Source organism: Sphingopyxis sp. MWB1 (assembly GCF_000763945.1).
Taxonomy (GTDB): Bacteria; Pseudomonadota; Alphaproteobacteria; order Sphingomonadales; family Sphingomonadaceae; genus Sphingopyxis.
The window spans coordinates 2,034,397-2,050,371 of sequence record NZ_JQFJ01000002.1; the positions used below are offsets into that span (position 1 = coordinate 2,034,397).

Sequence of the window (15,975 nt, forward strand, 5' to 3'; positions counted from 1 at the left end):
GTGTCAGATACTCCGCTCCGCACCGCCAGACCCCTGGAGGGGATTCGCATCGTCGAACTGGCGCGTGTGCTCGCGGGGCCATGGTGCGGGCAATTGCTCGCCGATTTGGGCGCGGAGGTCATCAAGGTCGAGCGACCGGGCGCGGGCGACGACACGCGCCACTGGGGCCCGCCCTTCGTCACCGATGACGAGGGTCATAATCTGGGCGCGGCCTATTATCACAGCACCAATCGCGGCAAGCAGGGGCGAGCCATCGACATAGCGACCGCCGCGGGGCAGGCGGAGGTGCGCGACCTGATCGCCGGGGCCGACGTTGTCATTGAAAATTACAAGGTTGGCGGGCTCGTCAAATATGGGCTCGATCCCGCGCGGCTCTGCACCTATTTTCCGCGGCTGATCGTCTGTTCGATCACCGGGTTCGGCCAGACCGGCCCCTATGCCCACCGCGCCGGATATGATTTCATCATCCAGGCGATGGGCGGCATCATGTCGCTGACGGGTGAGCCCGACGGCGCGCCGCAAAAGTCGGGCATTGCCTATGCCGATATTTTTACCGGTCTGTATTCGGCGGTCGCCATCCTCGCTGCGCTGCGGCGGCGCGATATGGATGGCCGCGGCGCGCATATCGACATGGCGCTGCTCGACTGTCAGGTCGGGGTGCTCGCCAATCAGGCGGCCAATTATCTGGCGAGCGGTGTCGTCCCCAAGCGCATGGGCAATGGCCATGCCAATGTCGTGCCCTATCAGGCCTTTGCCACCGCCGATGGCGAGCTGGTCATCGCGGTCGGCAATGACAGCCAGTTTCGCAAGCTCTGCACGATATTGGGCGCGCCCGGCTGGGCCGATGATGTGCGCTTTGCGAGCAATGCGGCGCGGCTGGCGAACCGGCGCGCGCTGATCCCGCTGCTCGCCGCAAAAATCGCCGGGTGGGAAGCGCAGCCGCTATCGCTGGCGCTGGAGGCCGAAGGCGTCCCCGCCGGACCGATCAACGACATGGCGGACGTTTTTGCCGACCCGCAGGTGATCGCACGCGGCCTGCGTTTTCGCCCCGCGGGCGCGCATATTGACGCGCTTGCCAGCCCGATCGTCATCGATGGCGAGCGCATGGCGGCAGGGGAAGGCGCCCCGCCGCTGGGCGGCTAGCGCCACGAAAAAGGGAGGCCGCCCGCAAGCCGCCTCCCTCTGCAAAATCCCGTTGGCCCTGCTTTAGAAACTGAGCGTTCCGGTCACGAACAATTGGCGCGGATTGCCGTAAAAGGCGGTGAGCGTGCCTTCCTTGCCCAGCGAGGGCTGCGGCAGGCCGCCGGCCCCAGGAATGATCGCTCCGGTCACCGGATCGGTCACGACAAAAGTATAGCCCGAGGTTTTATACTCCTTATCGAGCAGATTCTTGCCGAACAGGCCGATGCTCCAGCGATCATCGGGCGCGGTATAGACAAGGCTCGCGTCGAGCAGCGCGAAGCCCTTTTGATCAATATAGGGGTTGGGAATTTCAAACTGATAGGTTTTGCTGCGATAGGATAAGGTGGTACCAAAGCTGACATCGCCTTCGCCCACCGGGGTGGTATAGGACAGCGTGCCGCTGGCGGTCCATTTGGGCGTATTCTGCACCTTGCGATGATCGGCCACATCGGTCGGAACGCCGCCGATATTGGTCACATATTCCTTATATTCCGCGTCGATATAGCCGAGCGCGGTCGACAGCGTCAGCCGGTCGCCGACGGCGGCCATATCCTCGGCCAGTCGCGCGCGGCCTTCAAATTCCAGCCCCTTGAACGTCGCCTTCCCCGCATTGGAAACCACACCGCAGAAGGTCTGTACGCCATTCACGCTGCAGGCAACCGAACCGGGGATCTGGACATCGCTGTAATCGGCATAAAAGCCAGCCAGCGCGACCGACAGCCGCCCGTCCATCAAATTGCCCTTGTAGCCCAGCTCATAGCTGTCGACCTGTTCGGGAAGGAAGCTCAAAAAGGCCGCGACTTCCTCATCGGTCGGCTGGCCCGGGATCTGCGCCGGCGCGTTGACCCCGACACCGCGCGGGTCGAAGCCGCCGCCCTTGAACCCCTGCGAATAGCTCGCATAAATATTATGATCGGGAGTCGGCTTGAACGACAGCGACGCGCGCGGGGTGAATTTGTTGAAGCTGCGGCTGCCGTCAAAATCGGTGCTCGGCGGGCCAAAGGGGACACCCGCGCCCCCAAACACCGGCGACCCGCCGCCCAGATAATTTTGCCGCAGGATCGAGGCGCTGCGCTTGTCCCAGGTATAGCGCCCGCCCAGCGACAGGCTGATCTGGTCGGTGAAATCATAGGTCAGATCGCCAAAGATGGCGGAGGTCTGTGTATCGACATCGGCCTGGGTAAAGGCCGCGAAGCCCGGCGCGGTGGTATAAAGGCGCACGTCGAACAAGGTATCGGCGCTGGCATCGAGATAATAAAAGCCGATCAGACCTTTCAGCCGTTCGCCTTCATAGAGAATCTGAAATTCCTGGCTGATCTGTTCATTGCGATAAAAACCCGGCACATCGAGGTCGACAGCGGGCAGCGCATCGAAATCGATCGGCGTCGCCGTATCATCCTTGCGCCACGCGCTGATCGAGCGCAGCGTCACCGTGTCGCTGAGTTCGGCGCTGATATTGAGCGCCAGGCCATAGGCTTCGATTTCCTGTTCGGGATCATTCAGGCCGCCGCGCGTATCGAAAACATCGTCGAGCACGGGCGCACCCGATGCCGCGCCGGGGATCAGCCGGTGTCCGCCACGCGGATTGCTCTTGTCCTTGGTATAATCGCCTGAAATGCGGATCAGCACCGGCGCGCCATAGCCGCCCATTTCGACCGTGCCGCGCCCGGCCCACACATCCTTGTTATAATTTTCAAGGCCCGTGGTCAGATTGTCGCCAAAGCCGCCGCGCGACAGGCGCGCACCCGACACGCCGACGCGCAGCAGCTCGCTGATCGGCGCGCTGGCGGTGACGACCAGATCGGCCTGATTATAGGTGCCATAGCTGGCCTTGATCTTCAACGCCGGGTCCTGCGGCAGCATCTTCGTCACATATTTGACGGCGCCACCGATGGTGTTGCGGCCATAAAGCGTGCCCTGCGGCCCGCGCAGCACCTCGATCCGCTCGACATCATAAATGTCGAGCACAGCGGCCTGCGGACGGTTGAGATAGACATCGTCGAGATAGATGCCGACGCCCTGTTCAAACCCCGACACCGGGTCCTGCTGTCCCACACCGCGAATGAAGGCCGACAGGGTCGAATTGGTGCCGCGCGATGCCTCCAGCGTCGTATTCGGCGTCGTCTGGCCAATGTCGGTGATGTCCATCGCGCCGGCCTTGGCAAGCGCATCGCCCGAGTAGGCGGTCAGCGCGACGGGCACATCGACCAGCCGTTCGTCGCGGCGCCGCGCGGTGACGATGATCGCATCTTCGTCCTTATCGGTGCTGGCGCCTGCCTGCACGGCGAAAACCGGCGGCGTAAAGGCCAGGGTGGAGATGGCGCTGGTAGCCAAAATGGCACGGCGGACCTGACAGGCGAAAGGACGCATCTTCAACTCTCCCATGTGGCGGGCAGGCGTTCGCCGCCCCTTATGTCTTTTTGGGCATGGACCTTGCCAAGCCGCGCCGCTCCCAATAATGAAAGATGAACCATGTTTCAATTTTTAAAGCATGGCAGGCGCTTTTTCTGCTTGCCACTGCGACCCAAAAGCCACGATGGGGGCAGTCAAAGCGTTGAAACGACGTCGGGGCGGAGAGGTGAAGGCGAATGAGCGAGCGGCGATCAGAACCCGCAGAGCGCGGGGAAGCGGGGGTAAATCCCGACAAGATGCCGCGCACCGAACGCGGCCGGCGCACCCTGCAGAAATTGCTCGACGCGGCGGCGGCGGAATTTGGCGAGCGCGGCTTTCACGACGCGTCGATCAGCGCGATCACCCGCCGCGCGGGCACGGCGCTGGGCAGCTTTTATACCTATTTCGATTCGAAAGAGGAGATCTTTCAGGCACTTGTCCGCTACATGAGCGAGCAATTGCGTGACCATGTCACCCCACTGGTCCAAGCCGCACCTGACGAAATTGGTGCCGAGCGTGTCGGCCTTGAATCTTTCCTCGGCTTTGTGCGCGAGCATAAGGAAATTTACCGCATCATCGACGAGGCCGAATTCGTCGATTACGCCAGCTATCGTCGCCATTATGAAACCACGGTCGAACGCATCCGCCAACGGCTGGAGGCAGGCGCGGCGCGCGGCGACATTCGCGCCGACGCGGGCGAAGTTCACGCGTGGGCCATCGCCGGCATGAATGTCTTTCTGGGCATGCGCTATGGCCTGTGGGACGAAAGCGCCGATATCGCCGATGTCGCCGATGTCGCCAACGACTTGCTGGCGAACGGCCTGAAAAAGCGCGACTGACCCCCCTCCCGTCATCCCGGGCTTGACCCGGGACCCGCCCAATTTTTTGTGGGCAAGGCAGGCCCCGGATCAAGTCTGGGGTGACGAGGAAACATTTTCGCTAGCGGTTCATCCTCATCGGCGCATCACCCGCGCGCAATCTGGAAAATGGCATGTTCGGCGCGCCAGCTTGCCGCCGCGGCGCTGGTGGGGCGGTCGCCGTTCAGATACCAGGCGCCCTCGACCGCAATATTCTTCGCCGCGACCAACTCGCGAAAATCGCTGACCGTTACATGGTGGATGTTCGGCGTTTCATACCAAGCGATGGGCAGCAGCCGGGTCACCGGCATCCGCCCGCCCCAGAGCAGGGCGAGCCGCACCCGCCAATGGGCGAAATTGGGAAAGCTGACAAAGGCGCGCGGCGCGATGCGCAGCAGCTGGTCCAATATGCGGTCGGGGCGCTGCGATGTTTGCAGGGTCTGCGACAAAATGGCGAAATCGAAACTGTCGTCGGGGTAATCGGCAAGGTCGCGGTCGGCATCGCCCTGCACCACCGCCAGCCCGCGCTCCATCGCGGCGGCGACATTGGCGGCGTCGATCTCAAGGCCGCGCACATCGGCCGCCTTGCTGTCGCGCAGCGCGGCCATCAGCGTGCCGTCGCCGCACCCGATATCGAGTATGCGCGCGCCATGCGGCACCTCAGCGGCGATCAGGGCAAGGTCGGGGCGCAAGGGGCTGTGGCTCATCGCCCTGCCTCGATAAAGCCTGCCATCAGCCGCCACATTTCAGGCGAATCGAGCAGAAAGGCGTCATGGCCAAAGGGGCTCGACAATTCGACGAAGCTTGCCTGCGCGCACGCGGCGTGGAGCGCCTGAACGATGCGGCGCGATTCGCTGGTCGGATAAAGCCAGTCCGAATCAAAGCTGACGAGGCCAAAACGCACCGGTGAATCGCGAAAGGCTTCGGCGAGCCGCCCGCCATGCGGTTCGGCAAGGTCGAAATAATCCATCGCGCGGGTGATATAGAGATAGGAATTGGCGTCGAAGCGGTCGACGAAGCTGATCCCCTGATGCCGCAAATAAGATTCGACCTGAAAATCGGCATCAAAGCCAAAGGTTTTGGTCTCGCGGTCCTGAAGCTGGCGCCCGAATTTGGCGGTCAGCCCTGCTTCGGACAAATAGGTGATGTGCGCCGCCATGCGCGCGACCGACAGCCCCTTCACCGGCACCCGCCCGCTCGCATAATAATCGCCGCCCTGCCAGTCGGGATCGGCCATGATCGCCTGCCGCCCGACCTCGTGAAAGGCGATATTCTGCGCCGAATGGCGCGCGGCCGACGCAATGATCAGCGCGCGGTCGACGCGGTCGGGATAATGCGCGGCCCAGCACAGTGCTTGCATCCCGCCCATCGACCCGCCGATGACGGCATGCAGCTGGCCAATGCCCAGCTCGTCGAGCAGTATCGCTTGCGCGCGCACCATGTCGCCGATTGTCACCACCGGAAAATTCATGCCAAAGGCGCTACCGGTTGCGGGGTCCAGGCTGGCGGGGCCGCTCGACCCCAGACAGCTGCCGATCACATTGGCGCAGATGACATGATAGCGGTCGGTATCGACCACGCCGCCGGGGCGGACCACCTTGCTCCACCAGCCGGGCTTTCCCGTCACCGGATGGGTCGAGGCGACATATTGGTCCATCGTCAGCGCGTGACAGATCAGGATCACATTGTCGCGCGCCTCATTCAGCGGTCCATAGCGTTCAAAGGCGATGACCGGCCGCTCCAGCACCGCGCCGCTGTCGAGCGTCAGCGGCCTTTCGAGCGAAAGGCTGTTATGCTGAACATCTCGGGTGCGCGTCGCCATGATGTGCGGGGGCTAAGCGCGCGCGCTGGGTGTGTCAACGTGCTGGACTCAGCGCCCTTGCGCGTTAAACGGGCGGGCATGACCGATATCAATCCCACTTTGCAGCCCAAGCCGTGGATCAGCGGCATCGCCCCCTATGTCCCCGGCAAGGCGGCGGGGGCCGATGGACGCCCACTCATCAAGCTGTCGGCGAATGAAAATCCGCTCGGGACCGGCGACAAGGCGCGTGAGGCTTTTCGCGCCGCCGCCGACGATCTGGCGCGCTATCCCGACCCTGGCGCTGCGGCGCTGCGCGAGGCAATTGCCGCCAAATATGACCTTGATCCCGCGCGCGTCATCTATGGCACCGGATCCGACGAGCTGCTCCATCTTGCCGCCAGCGCCTATGCCGGGCCGGGCGATGAAGTGCTCTATGTCCGTTATGGCTTTGTCGTCTATGAAATCGCCGCGCGGCGGGTCGGGGCGGTGCCGGTCGAGGCGTCGGACACGGATTATGCCACTGACGTCGATGCGCTGCTCGCGGCGGTGACCGACCGCACCCGCGTCGTCTATCTGGCCAATCCGAATAACCCCACCGGAACGCTGGCCTCGCGCGAGGATGTGGCGCGGCTCCACGCGGCACTGCCCGCCGATGTGCTGTTCGTGATCGACCAGGCCTATGCCGAATATCTGACGCCCGATCAGGATGACGGCGGGTTGGAGCTGGCCAAAAGCGCCCCCAATGTCCTCGTCACCCGCACATTTTCGAAGATCCACGGCCTTGCCGCTGAACGCATCGGCTGGGGCTATGCCAGCGCCGAGGTAATCGGCGCACTGCACAAGATTCGCGCCCCCTTCAACGTCACGCGCTGCGGTCAGGCAGCGGCGATTGCTGCGCTGGGTGATGATGAATTTGTCACCCGCAGCCGCGAGCATAATGAAAAATGGCGCCGCTGGCTGGCCGACGAAATGGAAAGCCTTGGCAATCATGGCGTGCGCGTCGTTCCATCGGCGGCCAATTTCCTGCTCGTCCTGTTCGAAGGCGAAGTGAGTGCCGAAACGGTCAACGCGCGACTGATGAAGGCGGGCTATATCGTGCGCTGGCTCCCCGGACAGGGGCTGCCCCATGCGCTGCGCATGACCATTGGCACCGAAGAGGAAACGCGCGGCCTCGCCGCCGCGGTGCGCGCGGCGCTCACAGCCTGATGACGCATCGCATCGAGCGGCTTTGTGTCATCGGCCTAGGCCTGATCGGCTCGTCAGTGGCGCGCGCGGTAAAGGCGCGCCTGCCCGATGTGATCGTGATCGGCCATGATGCGAGCGAGGCGGTGCGGGGCGAAGCCCGCGCGCTCGGCTTTTGCGACGACATTGCGGACAGCGCCGACGCGGCGGTCACCGACGCCGATCTGGTGATCCTCGCGGTGCCGGTGGGCCGCATGGCCGACGCCGCGCGCGCCATGGCGCCGGGGCTGCGCGCCGATGCGATCATCTCCGACGTCGGCTCGTCCAAGGCGGGGGTTGCCGCCGCCCTGCGCGCTGCGCTGCCCGATCATGCTATCATCCCCGCGCATCCGGTCGCGGGCACCGAAAACAGCGGCCCGGCGGCGGGCTTTGCCACCTTGTTCGACGGACGCTGGTGCATTCTCACCCCAGCGAGCGATGCTGCGCCCGACGCCGTGGCGGCGCTGACGACCTTTTGGAAAGCGCTCGGCGCGCGCGTCGAAGCCATGGACGCCGCGCATCATGACCTGGTGCTCGCGGTCACCAGCCATTTGCCGCATCTGATTGCCTACACCATCGTCGGCACCGCGAGCGAGCTGGAGGAAGTGACCGAAAGCGAGGTCATCAAATATTCCGCCGGCGGCTTTCGCGACTTCACCCGCATCGCCGCCAGCGATCCGGTGATGTGGCGCGATGTGTTTCTGGCGAACAAGGACGCGGTTCTCGCGACGCTGCAGCGCTTCAACGAGGATCTGACGGTGCTGCAACAGGCGATCCGCCGCGGCGACGGGGAAAAGCTGGAACAATGGTTCACCCGTACCCGCACCATTCGCCGCTCGATCATCGCCGAAGGGCAGGATGATCCCGCGCCCGATTTCGGCCGCAAGCACTAGTCACAAGCCGGCCCCCCCTTTCCGTTCGTGTCGAGTGAAGTCGAGACACCCCGCGGGCGCGCACTCACGCCGGGCATGTCGACTTCGCTTGATGCGAGCGGGGTTCAGGGCTTAGGCCTCGGTCGCCAGCAACGCCTCGGGCGGGTTGAGCGCATTGATTGCGCGCCAAACCCGCGCTTCGGCTTCGTCGCGCGGCAGGCCGGCCGGAATTTTCTCTCCCACCTTATAGGTGATCGTCCCCGACCATTTGATCCAGCGGCGCGGGGGATAGATCATCCCGCTATCGACCGCGACGGGGATGACATCGACGCCCAGTAAACGGTACATGCCTGCAAATCCCGCGCGCAGCGGCGGCGCTTCGCCATGGGGGACGCGCGTGCCTTCGGCGAAGAGCACCAGGGGCCGCCCTGCGCTCAGCGCTGCTTTCGCCGCTCCCAGCATTGCCCGCATCGCGCGGCCACCGCCGTCGCGGTCTACGGGGATCAGGCCATAGAAGCGCGCTGCCTGCCCCCAGATAGGGATGGAGAAAAGCTCCTCCTTGGCAAAGACAGCCGGGTGCTGAAACAACAAGGGTTGATCGACCGTTTCAAAGGCCGATTCATGCTTGAATATATACAGCACCGGAACATCGGGCAAATCGCCGACCACCTGCACCCGCTGGCCGAGCAGTATGCGGCAAATTATCCGGTGAAAGCGCGCCCAAAAGCGAACAAAGGCCCGGGTTCCGCGATGCGATATCGGCATGGAAAGGACCGCGCCGATCGAGCAGATGGCGCTCATCAATATGAAAGCGATCCAGAACAGGATCGAACGGGCAAGGGCGATGACAAATCTCATGGGTCGGCGCCTATAGCCCCAATTGCCCGCCGACCAGCCCGGCAAGATATTTATGATATTCGCGGAACAGGGTAGCGAAACTCGGCTGACTGCGCACGGCATCGGGCACCAGGGTCACGCCTTCGCCGATCGCCCGGCTGATTTCATATTCGGCGCGGCGCATATGCCAGTCTGTGGTGACCAGCCGGACGGTCCGATAGTTGCGCCGCGCAACCCAGGCGGCGACCTCGGTCGCGTTCGACCTGGTATCTTCGGCATCAAAGCCCAGCGCGATGCAACAATCGAACAGCTTTTGCGGGCGCTTATATTCCGCGGCCAGCTCATGCGGCTTCACCTCGCGCGCGACCCCGCTGATCAGCAGCCGCTTCGCCTGGCCTTCCTCCAACAGCTCCAACGCCCGGTCGATCCGCCCCGGCCCGCCGGTCAGAACGACGATTGCGTCGGTCTTCTGCGCGTCGGCAGGCAAGGGCAGAAGCAGCGCAAACCAGGCAAAGCCCAGCACCCAGGCGAGGAACAGAAGGGAAATGAGGCGCTTGATCATAGAATCTTCTTGAGCGCGGCGAGCAGCGTCTGGCGCGCCGTCAGGGCAGCAAGCGCGATAGCCAATAGCGGAAGCGCCAGCAAGAGCAGCCAGCCTGTCATCCCCAGCGACGCCGTCGCCGCCAGCCCCGATGTGACGTCAGACCATTGCCAGCCGATCAGCATCAATATCGCCGCCGCCACGCTGGTGCCCAGCGCAATGCCATAGGCGGTGTCGATGGCGATCCGCCGCTGGAACAGGCGGGTTATCTGCCGGTCGGTCGCGCCGATCAGGTGCAGCATTTCGATGGTCGCATAATGGGTGCCCAGCGCCGCGCGCGCCGTCATGATGACCACCGCCGCGCTCGCCAGCGTCATCAACAGCACCAGCCCGCCCGCCAGCCAGGCCAGCGACCGGATCAGCTGCGCGACCGGCCCCAGCCATTCGGCATGGGGGATCAGCCGCGCGCCCGGCGCAATATCCTCGGTCAGCGTACGCAGGCTGGCAAGCTGGCTGGCGCGGTTTCCTGGGGTCAGATCAATATCGACCAGCGCGGGAATGGGCAGCGAACGCATCGCGGGATCGGGGCCTTCCACGCCGCCGAACCATTGGCCCAGCGTCTCCATCAGCTCTTCGTCGGCCACCCGGTGGACGGCGCCTGCAAAAGCTTCGCCGCTCAGCGCTTCTTGCAGCCGGTCGGCCTGCTGCGCGCGCAGATCGGGGTCGGCGGTCACAATCTGTACGGTAACCCGCCCTTCAATCGCTTCGCCGATGGCATTGGCGGAGCGCGCAAGGCCGATTCCGGCCGCTGCCGACAAAAGGGTCAACAGCATCAAAATCGCGATCACCCACGGCGTCGGCCCCGACAGGCGGCGGTCGGGAAGCAGGCGGCGGTGCTGGGCTGGAACGCGGGGAATGATCATCACCGTCAGGCCCTACGCCCGGTTCGGCGGAAAGCGCAGCGCGCCGGTCGGATCGGCCAGCCGCCCCTTTTCCAGCCGCATCATCTGGGCATTGTCGATCCGGCTGATCAGGTGGATGTCGTGGGTGGCGACAACCACGGTGGTGCCCAGGCGGTTGAGCGCCTCGAACAGGCCTAAAAGACGCATCGCCATTTCGGGATCCACGTTACCCGTCGGTTCGTCGGCGACCAGCAATTGGGGACGCGCAATCACTGCGCGGGCAATGGCGACGCGCTGCTGTTCGCCGCCCGACAGGGTGGCGGGAAGGGCGTGGGCGCGCGCATCCAGCCCGATCCAGCTCAACATTTCGCCCACTGGCCCCGCCAGATCGGCCTCCTCCACCCCCGCGATTCGCAAGGGCAGGGCGATATTGTCGCGCGCCGATAAATGGGGGATGAGGCGGAAATCCTGAAACACGACGCCGATGCGGCGGCGAAAGCCCGGCATGCGATGGCGCGGCATCGACACCAGATCTTCCCCGAAAAGGCGGACGATCCCTCGGCTCGGGCGCTGTGCGAGGTACAGCATTTTCAGCAGCGAGGTTTTGCCTGCGCCCGACGGGCCGGTCAGAAAGTAAAAGCTGCCCGGTTGCAAATTAAAGCTGATATCGCTCAGAACCTCGCCGTCGGGTCCGTAACGCAAACCGACCCCGTCAAACTCAACCATGGCGCCGCCGGCGCGCGCCGACCTTCGCTCGGTCATGACGCCAAAAGGGCGCTCATAAGCGCGCTTTGTTGCCATATCATCTGGTTGGTCCCACCGCCCATGGGGACGCCGTGTCGCACGGCTCTTGTCTCAGGACAAGGCGGAAGCGTCACGCGATGCTTGCAACGGTGCGAATCAGCGTGTTTAGAGGGGCCATGATCTTAGCCTGCCCGTCCTGTCATACCCGCTATGTCGTTCCCGATACGGCGATCGGCCCCGCCGGTCGCACGGTGCGCTGCGCCAATTGTCGGCATAGCTGGTTTCAGGAACCCGCGTCGGGCTTGCCCGCGCGGGGCGGCGATTCGGTGGCCGAGGTGGCTACGCCTGCGTCCGCTCCTGTCGAGGACCCCTCGCCGCCTTCGCCCACGCCTACTGCGGCGGCGGCCCGCCCGGCCCCTTCGCCCGCGCCGGCGGGGCGTGCCGCGCCGCTTCCGGGGGATGCCGAGGGTCACTCGGCGGGCGTCGAGCCGGAACGGGTCACACCGCCACCCCCGCAAGCCTTTGCCGAGACGCCCGCGCGGGAGGTCAGGGCATCGGCCTATGCGGGGATGGCCGGGGCGACCGCGCCCGAAGAGCCGTTGCCTTTCCGCCGTCCCCGCCGCAATCCGGCGCGCCGCTGGACGATGATCGCCGGGATTGCGGCGGTGCTGATGGTCGCCGCGACCGCCAGCCTTGCCTATTTCGGCCTTCCCGGCTGGGCGCAGGGGCTCGGCATTGGCGGCGTGGCGGGCGAGCCCGATCTGGTGATCGAGTTGCCGCCCAATCAGGACCATCGCGAATTGTCGGACGGCACCATCTATTTTGCCGCTTCGGGCGTGATCATCAATCCGACCGACCGCGAACAGCGCGTTCCCCCGATCCTCGCCGAATTGCGCGATGCGCAGGGGACGATTGTCTACAGCTGGACGATAAAGCCGCCGGTGCGGACGTTGCCGCCCAATGAAAAGGTCAGCTTCAGCGAAGCAAAGCTGGATATTCCGCGACGTGCGACCGAATTGACGGTCAGCTGGGCCTTGCCCAAATCCTAGCCGCGGAACCTCCGGCGCGCCGCCGACTTTGTTTGAGCAACATCGAATATCTGGGCGTTGGAGGAGCGCCCGGCAACCTTGCCATGCCGCGAAAACCAAGCATGCTGTGTGTCTTCGACTTAACTATTTGATATTAATGTAGACTATTCTGAGCTCATCTCTGCCCCAGCCATCGCTGCGTGACACTTTCGGCAACTTCCGCAAACCCAATCAGAGCGGCCGCCCTTACAGGCTCAGCGCCGCCGCCAGCGAGAGAAGAAAGCTGGCCAGCGTTGCAACGATGATTGGGCCAAAGCTGCGCCAGCCCTGATCCAGTAACAGGGCCAGCTTGGCTTTCATCGCCGTCGCGACAATGGCGAGTAGCAGCAGCGCCTGCGCGCCCACCCCGGCGGCATCATGGGCGACCTGCGGAATGTCCAGCAGGGAATTAACGGCCGCTAAAGCCAGAAAGCCGACGATAAACCAAGGCAGCCGCAAAGATATGCGCGCTTTGCCCTCGCCTTGGCTACTCCGACTCAGCCAGAAACCCACCAGCATCAGCATGGGAGCCAAAAGGGCCACACGTGTCAGTTTGACGATGGTCGCGACTTCGCCTGCGGGCTGAGAAAAGGAAAAGCCGCCGCCAATGGCCTGGGCAACGTCATGGACCGACGCCCCAATCAGGAAACCGGCCTGTGCATCGGAAAGGTGCAATTGCGCGGCAAGCACCGGATATAGCGTCATCGCCAGCGCGCTCGCCACGGTGATGCCGACCAGCGTCAGGGTAAAGCGCGCCTGATCGACCTTCTTGTCGCCGATCAGCGACCATAGCGCCAGCGCGGCGGATGCCCCGCAGATTGCCGTGGCGCCGCCTGCCAAAAGGGCACTGTGCCTATCCTGCGTGAAAAACCGGGCGGTCGCGACTGTGATCCCGATAACGGCCACCATGATCAGGATCAGAAAAGCAAAGGGCAGGGGGCCAAGCTCGATGATCTGGTTCGCGGTCACCCGCGCGCCCACCAGCACGATGCCGATACGCAATGCCGTCTGGGACATCAGGTCCAGGCCGGCATGGGTGCGTGGGTCCTGGGACAAAAAGCTGAGAGCGAGGCCGATCAACAGTCCGATCAGGACGATGGGAACCGAATAATGATCCGACAGCCATGCCGCAGCAAGCGCCGCTATGCCCGTCACCAAAACGCCCGGAAGATAATCGCGCCACCGCCGACCCGCGGGCGCTGCAGGCGCAAGCTGCATCTCTCCGTAAAGATCGGCAGCCATCGGCCACTCTTCCGCATTCTTCCGCCGCGTCATGGCTTATCCTTTGGCATATCGGCAGGGGAGCGTCGATAGCCCATTGCTGGGAAGCCAACAGCTTGCTAAACGCCCCGCTCAATCAGCACCCGTAGCTCAGCTGGATAGAGCGCTGCCCTCCGAAGGCAGAGGCCAGGGGTTCGAATCCCTTCGGGTGCGCCATTACCGAACAAAAGAGAGAATAGCGGTCGTGGTTTGCGTGCCGCCAGGGCGGCATTCCGCGGCACCGCATCTTCGAATCCTAGATGTGGGTTTCATCCAATGTGCCGTTCGATGGTTTCGTGGAAACGTGCAAGCGCGCCCTCAAATCGTCCGAAGATAAAGCTGTGGTTAGCACCGGATGCGAGCCCTGCCTGAATGCTTTCTGCGATGGCGAAATCTTCGTTCAGCGTCTTCATCGTAATGTGATGATTTTGACGCCAATGTTCGGCCTCTCTACCTTCGGCCAAAGAGCCGTGGCGCGGCGCAAGTGTTGCTAGTCTCAATACTGTCCTGTTCGGAGCCACGGGCTGACTGCTGATCCATATGACATGGTCTTGCTGGACCAGAAATTGCGTCGTGGGAAACAGGGTATAAATCAGATTGGCATGATCGCGCAGACGCCACTGACCGCGCGAATTCATGGCGAGTTCGGCCATGGAGGTCCGGGGCAATATGGACCGTATGTGCGGACCAAAACACTGATAGGTAGAGAGATTGTCTTCAAAATACGGAGCAATCGTTGCGCGGTGAGCGGTGCGAAAATGATAGGACTCGATGCCGCCTTCGATAATGATTTTCCAATTGGCGGCACAGTCCAGCTCGTCCTCCATGGCAATATGCATGTCGGCCATGTTCAGTTCGGTCAGTTCATCGGCGAGCGGGGCGAAATAGTCATCGAAATCAAAAAATCCTTCTGGCTGCAAAACAACCCAGATCAGCCCAAAGGCCTCTGCTGTGGGCAATTCGCTCAAGCGAATATCCTGTTTTTCCATTCCAGGAAAACCGCTTGAAAAATGCGGCGCGCCGACAAGTTCGCCCGAATTGGCGTAGGTCCATGCATGATAGGGACAGATGAAGCGTCGCTTGCACCCGGATTGTTCTTCAACCAGGCGAGCGCCCCGGTGGCGGCATACATTCAGGAAGGCGCGGGCCTTTCCTTTCTCATCGCGAGTCAGCAAAAGGGGCAGGCCTTGTATGTCGCGGCGGATAAAGGCGCCGGGTCCCGGAAGTTCACTTTCATGAGCGCAGCCATGAGGCAGCTGGCGGAATATTGTTTCCTCTTCCTGCCGAAAGCGCGTGTCGTCCTGATAAATGATCGTGGGACTATGGGTGATTTCTGAGTCAAGATAGGCCGTTTTCGCATTTTTCAGCGCACGCAATTCGTCCATCAGCCTCAACTGTGATGCATGGTCCATAACAAACTCCTTACCGAGTGGTAAGTATTGACTTGCCAAGTGGTAAGTGTCAAGCGCTGCCCAATGAACTCTTTGTCATCTCCTTCATTGACTACCCGCGAGCGCATAGTGGCCGAAGCGCGGACCCTATTCGCTGAGCGCGGCTTTTATGGCGTGAGTATCGCTCAGATCGCCGCAGAAATGGGCCTGACCAAGCAGGCATTGCTGCACCATTTCGGAACCAAGGAAAAACTCTACGGATGTGTGTTGGAAGAAATTGCCAATGAACTGGCGACAATACGCCCGACGGAGGATGCCTCTCATGATCCTGTAGAACGATTGGCTGACTATTTTGTCGCAATGCTGGCGGGCGATCCGGGGGAGAATGAGCGCTATCGATTGCTGATGCGGGAGATATTGGACAATCGTGGACGCGCCAAAAATGCGCATCATTGGTTTCTGAGGCCGTTTCTTGAAGAGCTAACTCGGTTGATGCGGAAAGTTCCTTCCTGGTCTGAGGCGCCGGAGGAGATAATATTGGCGGCACTTATCCAGATTTTGGGAGCGGTAAACTATCACGCCGTGTCCCGTCCCACCTTTGGAGCCATATTTGGCGGAGAGGTGGTGGGGGCGGTGGATGGTATTTTTATCGCTCAGTTTCGCCGGCTGATTGAGGCGGTTTTGCGGGCTGGCCCTGTTCAGGGAGCGATTGGGGGCTGAATTCGGGCGCGCCGCAAAGAAGTTTCGGCATGTTCACTGCGGCCTGTCGCCGCGTTCCGCCTCGCGCAGAAAAGGCGTAAAGCGTTACTTGCAGCGATTTTCGCGCTAATTTCGCCAAAAAAGGGCTAGGCGCGCCGAGATTCAGCAAAATGCCTGTCCCTATTGTCCGATCAGCCGTCTATCTGTTTC

Annotated in this window: 15 protein-coding genes and 1 tRNA gene; 7 read left to right on the forward strand and 9 right to left on the reverse strand. The window is 62.7% G+C overall.

The window, feature by feature from the left end:
• Nucleotides 1-1,143 (forward strand): CaiB/BaiF CoA transferase family protein, encoded by a 1,143-nt coding sequence (locus tag JV18_RS0110210; RefSeq protein WP_033074398.1) that lies wholly within the window; start codon nucleotides 1-3, stop codon nucleotides 1,141-1,143.
• 63 nt (nucleotides 1,144-1,206) lie between these two features.
• On the opposite strand, the gene JV18_RS0110215 is transcribed toward JV18_RS0110210, so the two are convergent.
• Complete coding sequence (locus JV18_RS0110215) at nucleotides 1,207-3,567, reverse strand: TonB-dependent receptor (RefSeq protein WP_235303108.1); 2,361 nt, start codon at nucleotides 3,565-3,567, stop codon at nucleotides 1,207-1,209.
• 203 nt (nucleotides 3,568-3,770) lie between these two features.
• On the opposite strand from JV18_RS0110215, the gene JV18_RS0110220 reads away from it, so the two are divergent.
• Nucleotides 3,771-4,412, forward strand: a complete 642-nt coding sequence (locus JV18_RS0110220; RefSeq protein WP_033074399.1) for a TetR/AcrR family transcriptional regulator — start codon at nucleotides 3,771-3,773, stop codon at nucleotides 4,410-4,412.
• A gap of 125 nt (nucleotides 4,413-4,537) precedes the next feature.
• On the opposite strand, the gene metW is transcribed toward JV18_RS0110220, so the two are convergent.
• Together metW and metX are read right to left on the reverse strand one after the other, a co-directional pair.
• Entirely contained in the window at nucleotides 4,538-5,137 is a 600-nt protein-coding gene (gene metW, locus JV18_RS0110225) for a methionine biosynthesis protein MetW (RefSeq protein WP_033074400.1), read from the reverse strand.
• The gene (gene metX / locus JV18_RS0110230) at nucleotides 5,134-6,252 is read right to left on the reverse strand and encodes a homoserine O-acetyltransferase MetX (protein WP_033074401.1); all 1,119 of its coding nucleotides are present in this window, start codon (nucleotides 6,250-6,252) and stop codon (nucleotides 5,134-5,136) included. The genes metW and metX overlap by 4 nt, the downstream gene beginning before the upstream one ends.
• 78 nt (nucleotides 6,253-6,330) lie before the next feature.
• Between metX and hisC the strand changes: the two genes are divergently transcribed.
• Together hisC and JV18_RS0110240 are read left to right on the forward strand one after the other, a co-directional pair.
• Complete coding sequence (hisC, locus tag JV18_RS0110235; protein ID WP_033074402.1) at nucleotides 6,331-7,437, forward strand: histidinol-phosphate transaminase; 1,107 nt, start codon at nucleotides 6,331-6,333, stop codon at nucleotides 7,435-7,437.
• Nucleotides 7,437-8,345 (forward strand): prephenate/arogenate dehydrogenase family protein, encoded by a 909-nt coding sequence (locus JV18_RS0110240; RefSeq protein WP_033074403.1) that lies wholly within the window; start codon nucleotides 7,437-7,439, stop codon nucleotides 8,343-8,345. Before hisC ends, JV18_RS0110240 begins: the two co-directional genes overlap by 1 nt.
• Nucleotides 8,346-8,456: 111 nt before the next feature.
• Here the strand turns inward: JV18_RS0110240 and JV18_RS0110245 are convergent, their stop codons facing one another.
• Genes JV18_RS0110245 through ftsE form a run of 4 tightly spaced genes read right to left on the reverse strand, consistent with a single transcriptional unit; the run spans nucleotide 8,457 to nucleotide 11,366 of the window.
• Nucleotides 8,457-9,182 carry a lysophospholipid acyltransferase family protein gene (locus JV18_RS0110245; RefSeq protein WP_033074404.1) on the reverse strand — a complete coding sequence of 242 codons (726 nt, stop codon included), beginning with the start codon at nucleotides 9,180-9,182 and terminating at the stop codon, nucleotides 8,457-8,459.
• A gap of 10 nt (nucleotides 9,183-9,192) precedes the next feature.
• Nucleotides 9,193-9,723 carry a YdcF family protein gene (locus JV18_RS0110250; RefSeq protein ID WP_033074405.1) on the reverse strand — a complete coding sequence of 177 codons (531 nt, stop codon included), beginning with the start codon at nucleotides 9,721-9,723 and terminating at the stop codon, nucleotides 9,193-9,195.
• Nucleotides 9,720-10,625, reverse strand: a complete 906-nt coding sequence (locus JV18_RS0110255) for a cell division protein FtsX (protein ID WP_033074406.1) — start codon at nucleotides 10,623-10,625, stop codon at nucleotides 9,720-9,722. The genes JV18_RS0110250 and JV18_RS0110255 overlap by 4 nt, the downstream gene beginning before the upstream one ends.
• Before the next feature lie 12 nt (nucleotides 10,626-10,637).
• Complete coding sequence (gene ftsE / locus JV18_RS0110260) at nucleotides 10,638-11,366, reverse strand: cell division ATP-binding protein FtsE (protein ID WP_052072195.1); 729 nt, start codon at nucleotides 11,364-11,366, stop codon at nucleotides 10,638-10,640.
• 158 nt (nucleotides 11,367-11,524) lie between these two features.
• Here ftsE and JV18_RS0110265 point away from each other — a divergent pair, with 158 nt between their 5' ends.
• A complete protein-coding gene (locus JV18_RS0110265) occupies nucleotides 11,525-12,397 on the forward strand; it encodes a zinc-ribbon domain-containing protein (protein WP_033074407.1) in 873 nt (290 codons plus the stop codon).
• Between the two features lie 225 nt (nucleotides 12,398-12,622).
• Here JV18_RS0110265 and JV18_RS0110270 read toward each other — a convergent pair whose 3' ends face one another.
• Complete coding sequence (locus JV18_RS0110270) at nucleotides 12,623-13,690, reverse strand: YeiH family protein (RefSeq protein WP_033074408.1); 1,068 nt, start codon at nucleotides 13,688-13,690, stop codon at nucleotides 12,623-12,625.
• An 85-nt stretch (nucleotides 13,691-13,775) separates the two neighbouring features.
• On the opposite strand from JV18_RS0110270, the gene JV18_RS0110275 reads away from it, so the two are divergent.
• A tRNA-Arg gene (locus JV18_RS0110275) sits at nucleotides 13,776-13,852 on the forward strand.
• 92 nt (nucleotides 13,853-13,944) lie between these two features.
• On the opposite strand, the gene JV18_RS0110280 is transcribed toward JV18_RS0110275, so the two are convergent.
• Complete coding sequence (locus tag JV18_RS0110280; protein ID WP_033074409.1) at nucleotides 13,945-15,087, reverse strand: aromatic ring-hydroxylating oxygenase subunit alpha; 1,143 nt, start codon at nucleotides 15,085-15,087, stop codon at nucleotides 13,945-13,947.
• A 63-nt stretch (nucleotides 15,088-15,150) separates the two neighbouring features.
• Here JV18_RS0110280 and JV18_RS14720 point away from each other — a divergent pair, with 63 nt between their 5' ends.
• On the forward strand, nucleotides 15,151-15,786 hold the full coding sequence (locus JV18_RS14720; protein ID WP_052071887.1) for a TetR/AcrR family transcriptional regulator: 636 nt from the start codon (nucleotides 15,151-15,153) through the stop codon (nucleotides 15,784-15,786).
• The last annotated feature ends 189 nt before the right edge of the window (nucleotides 15,787-15,975 follow it).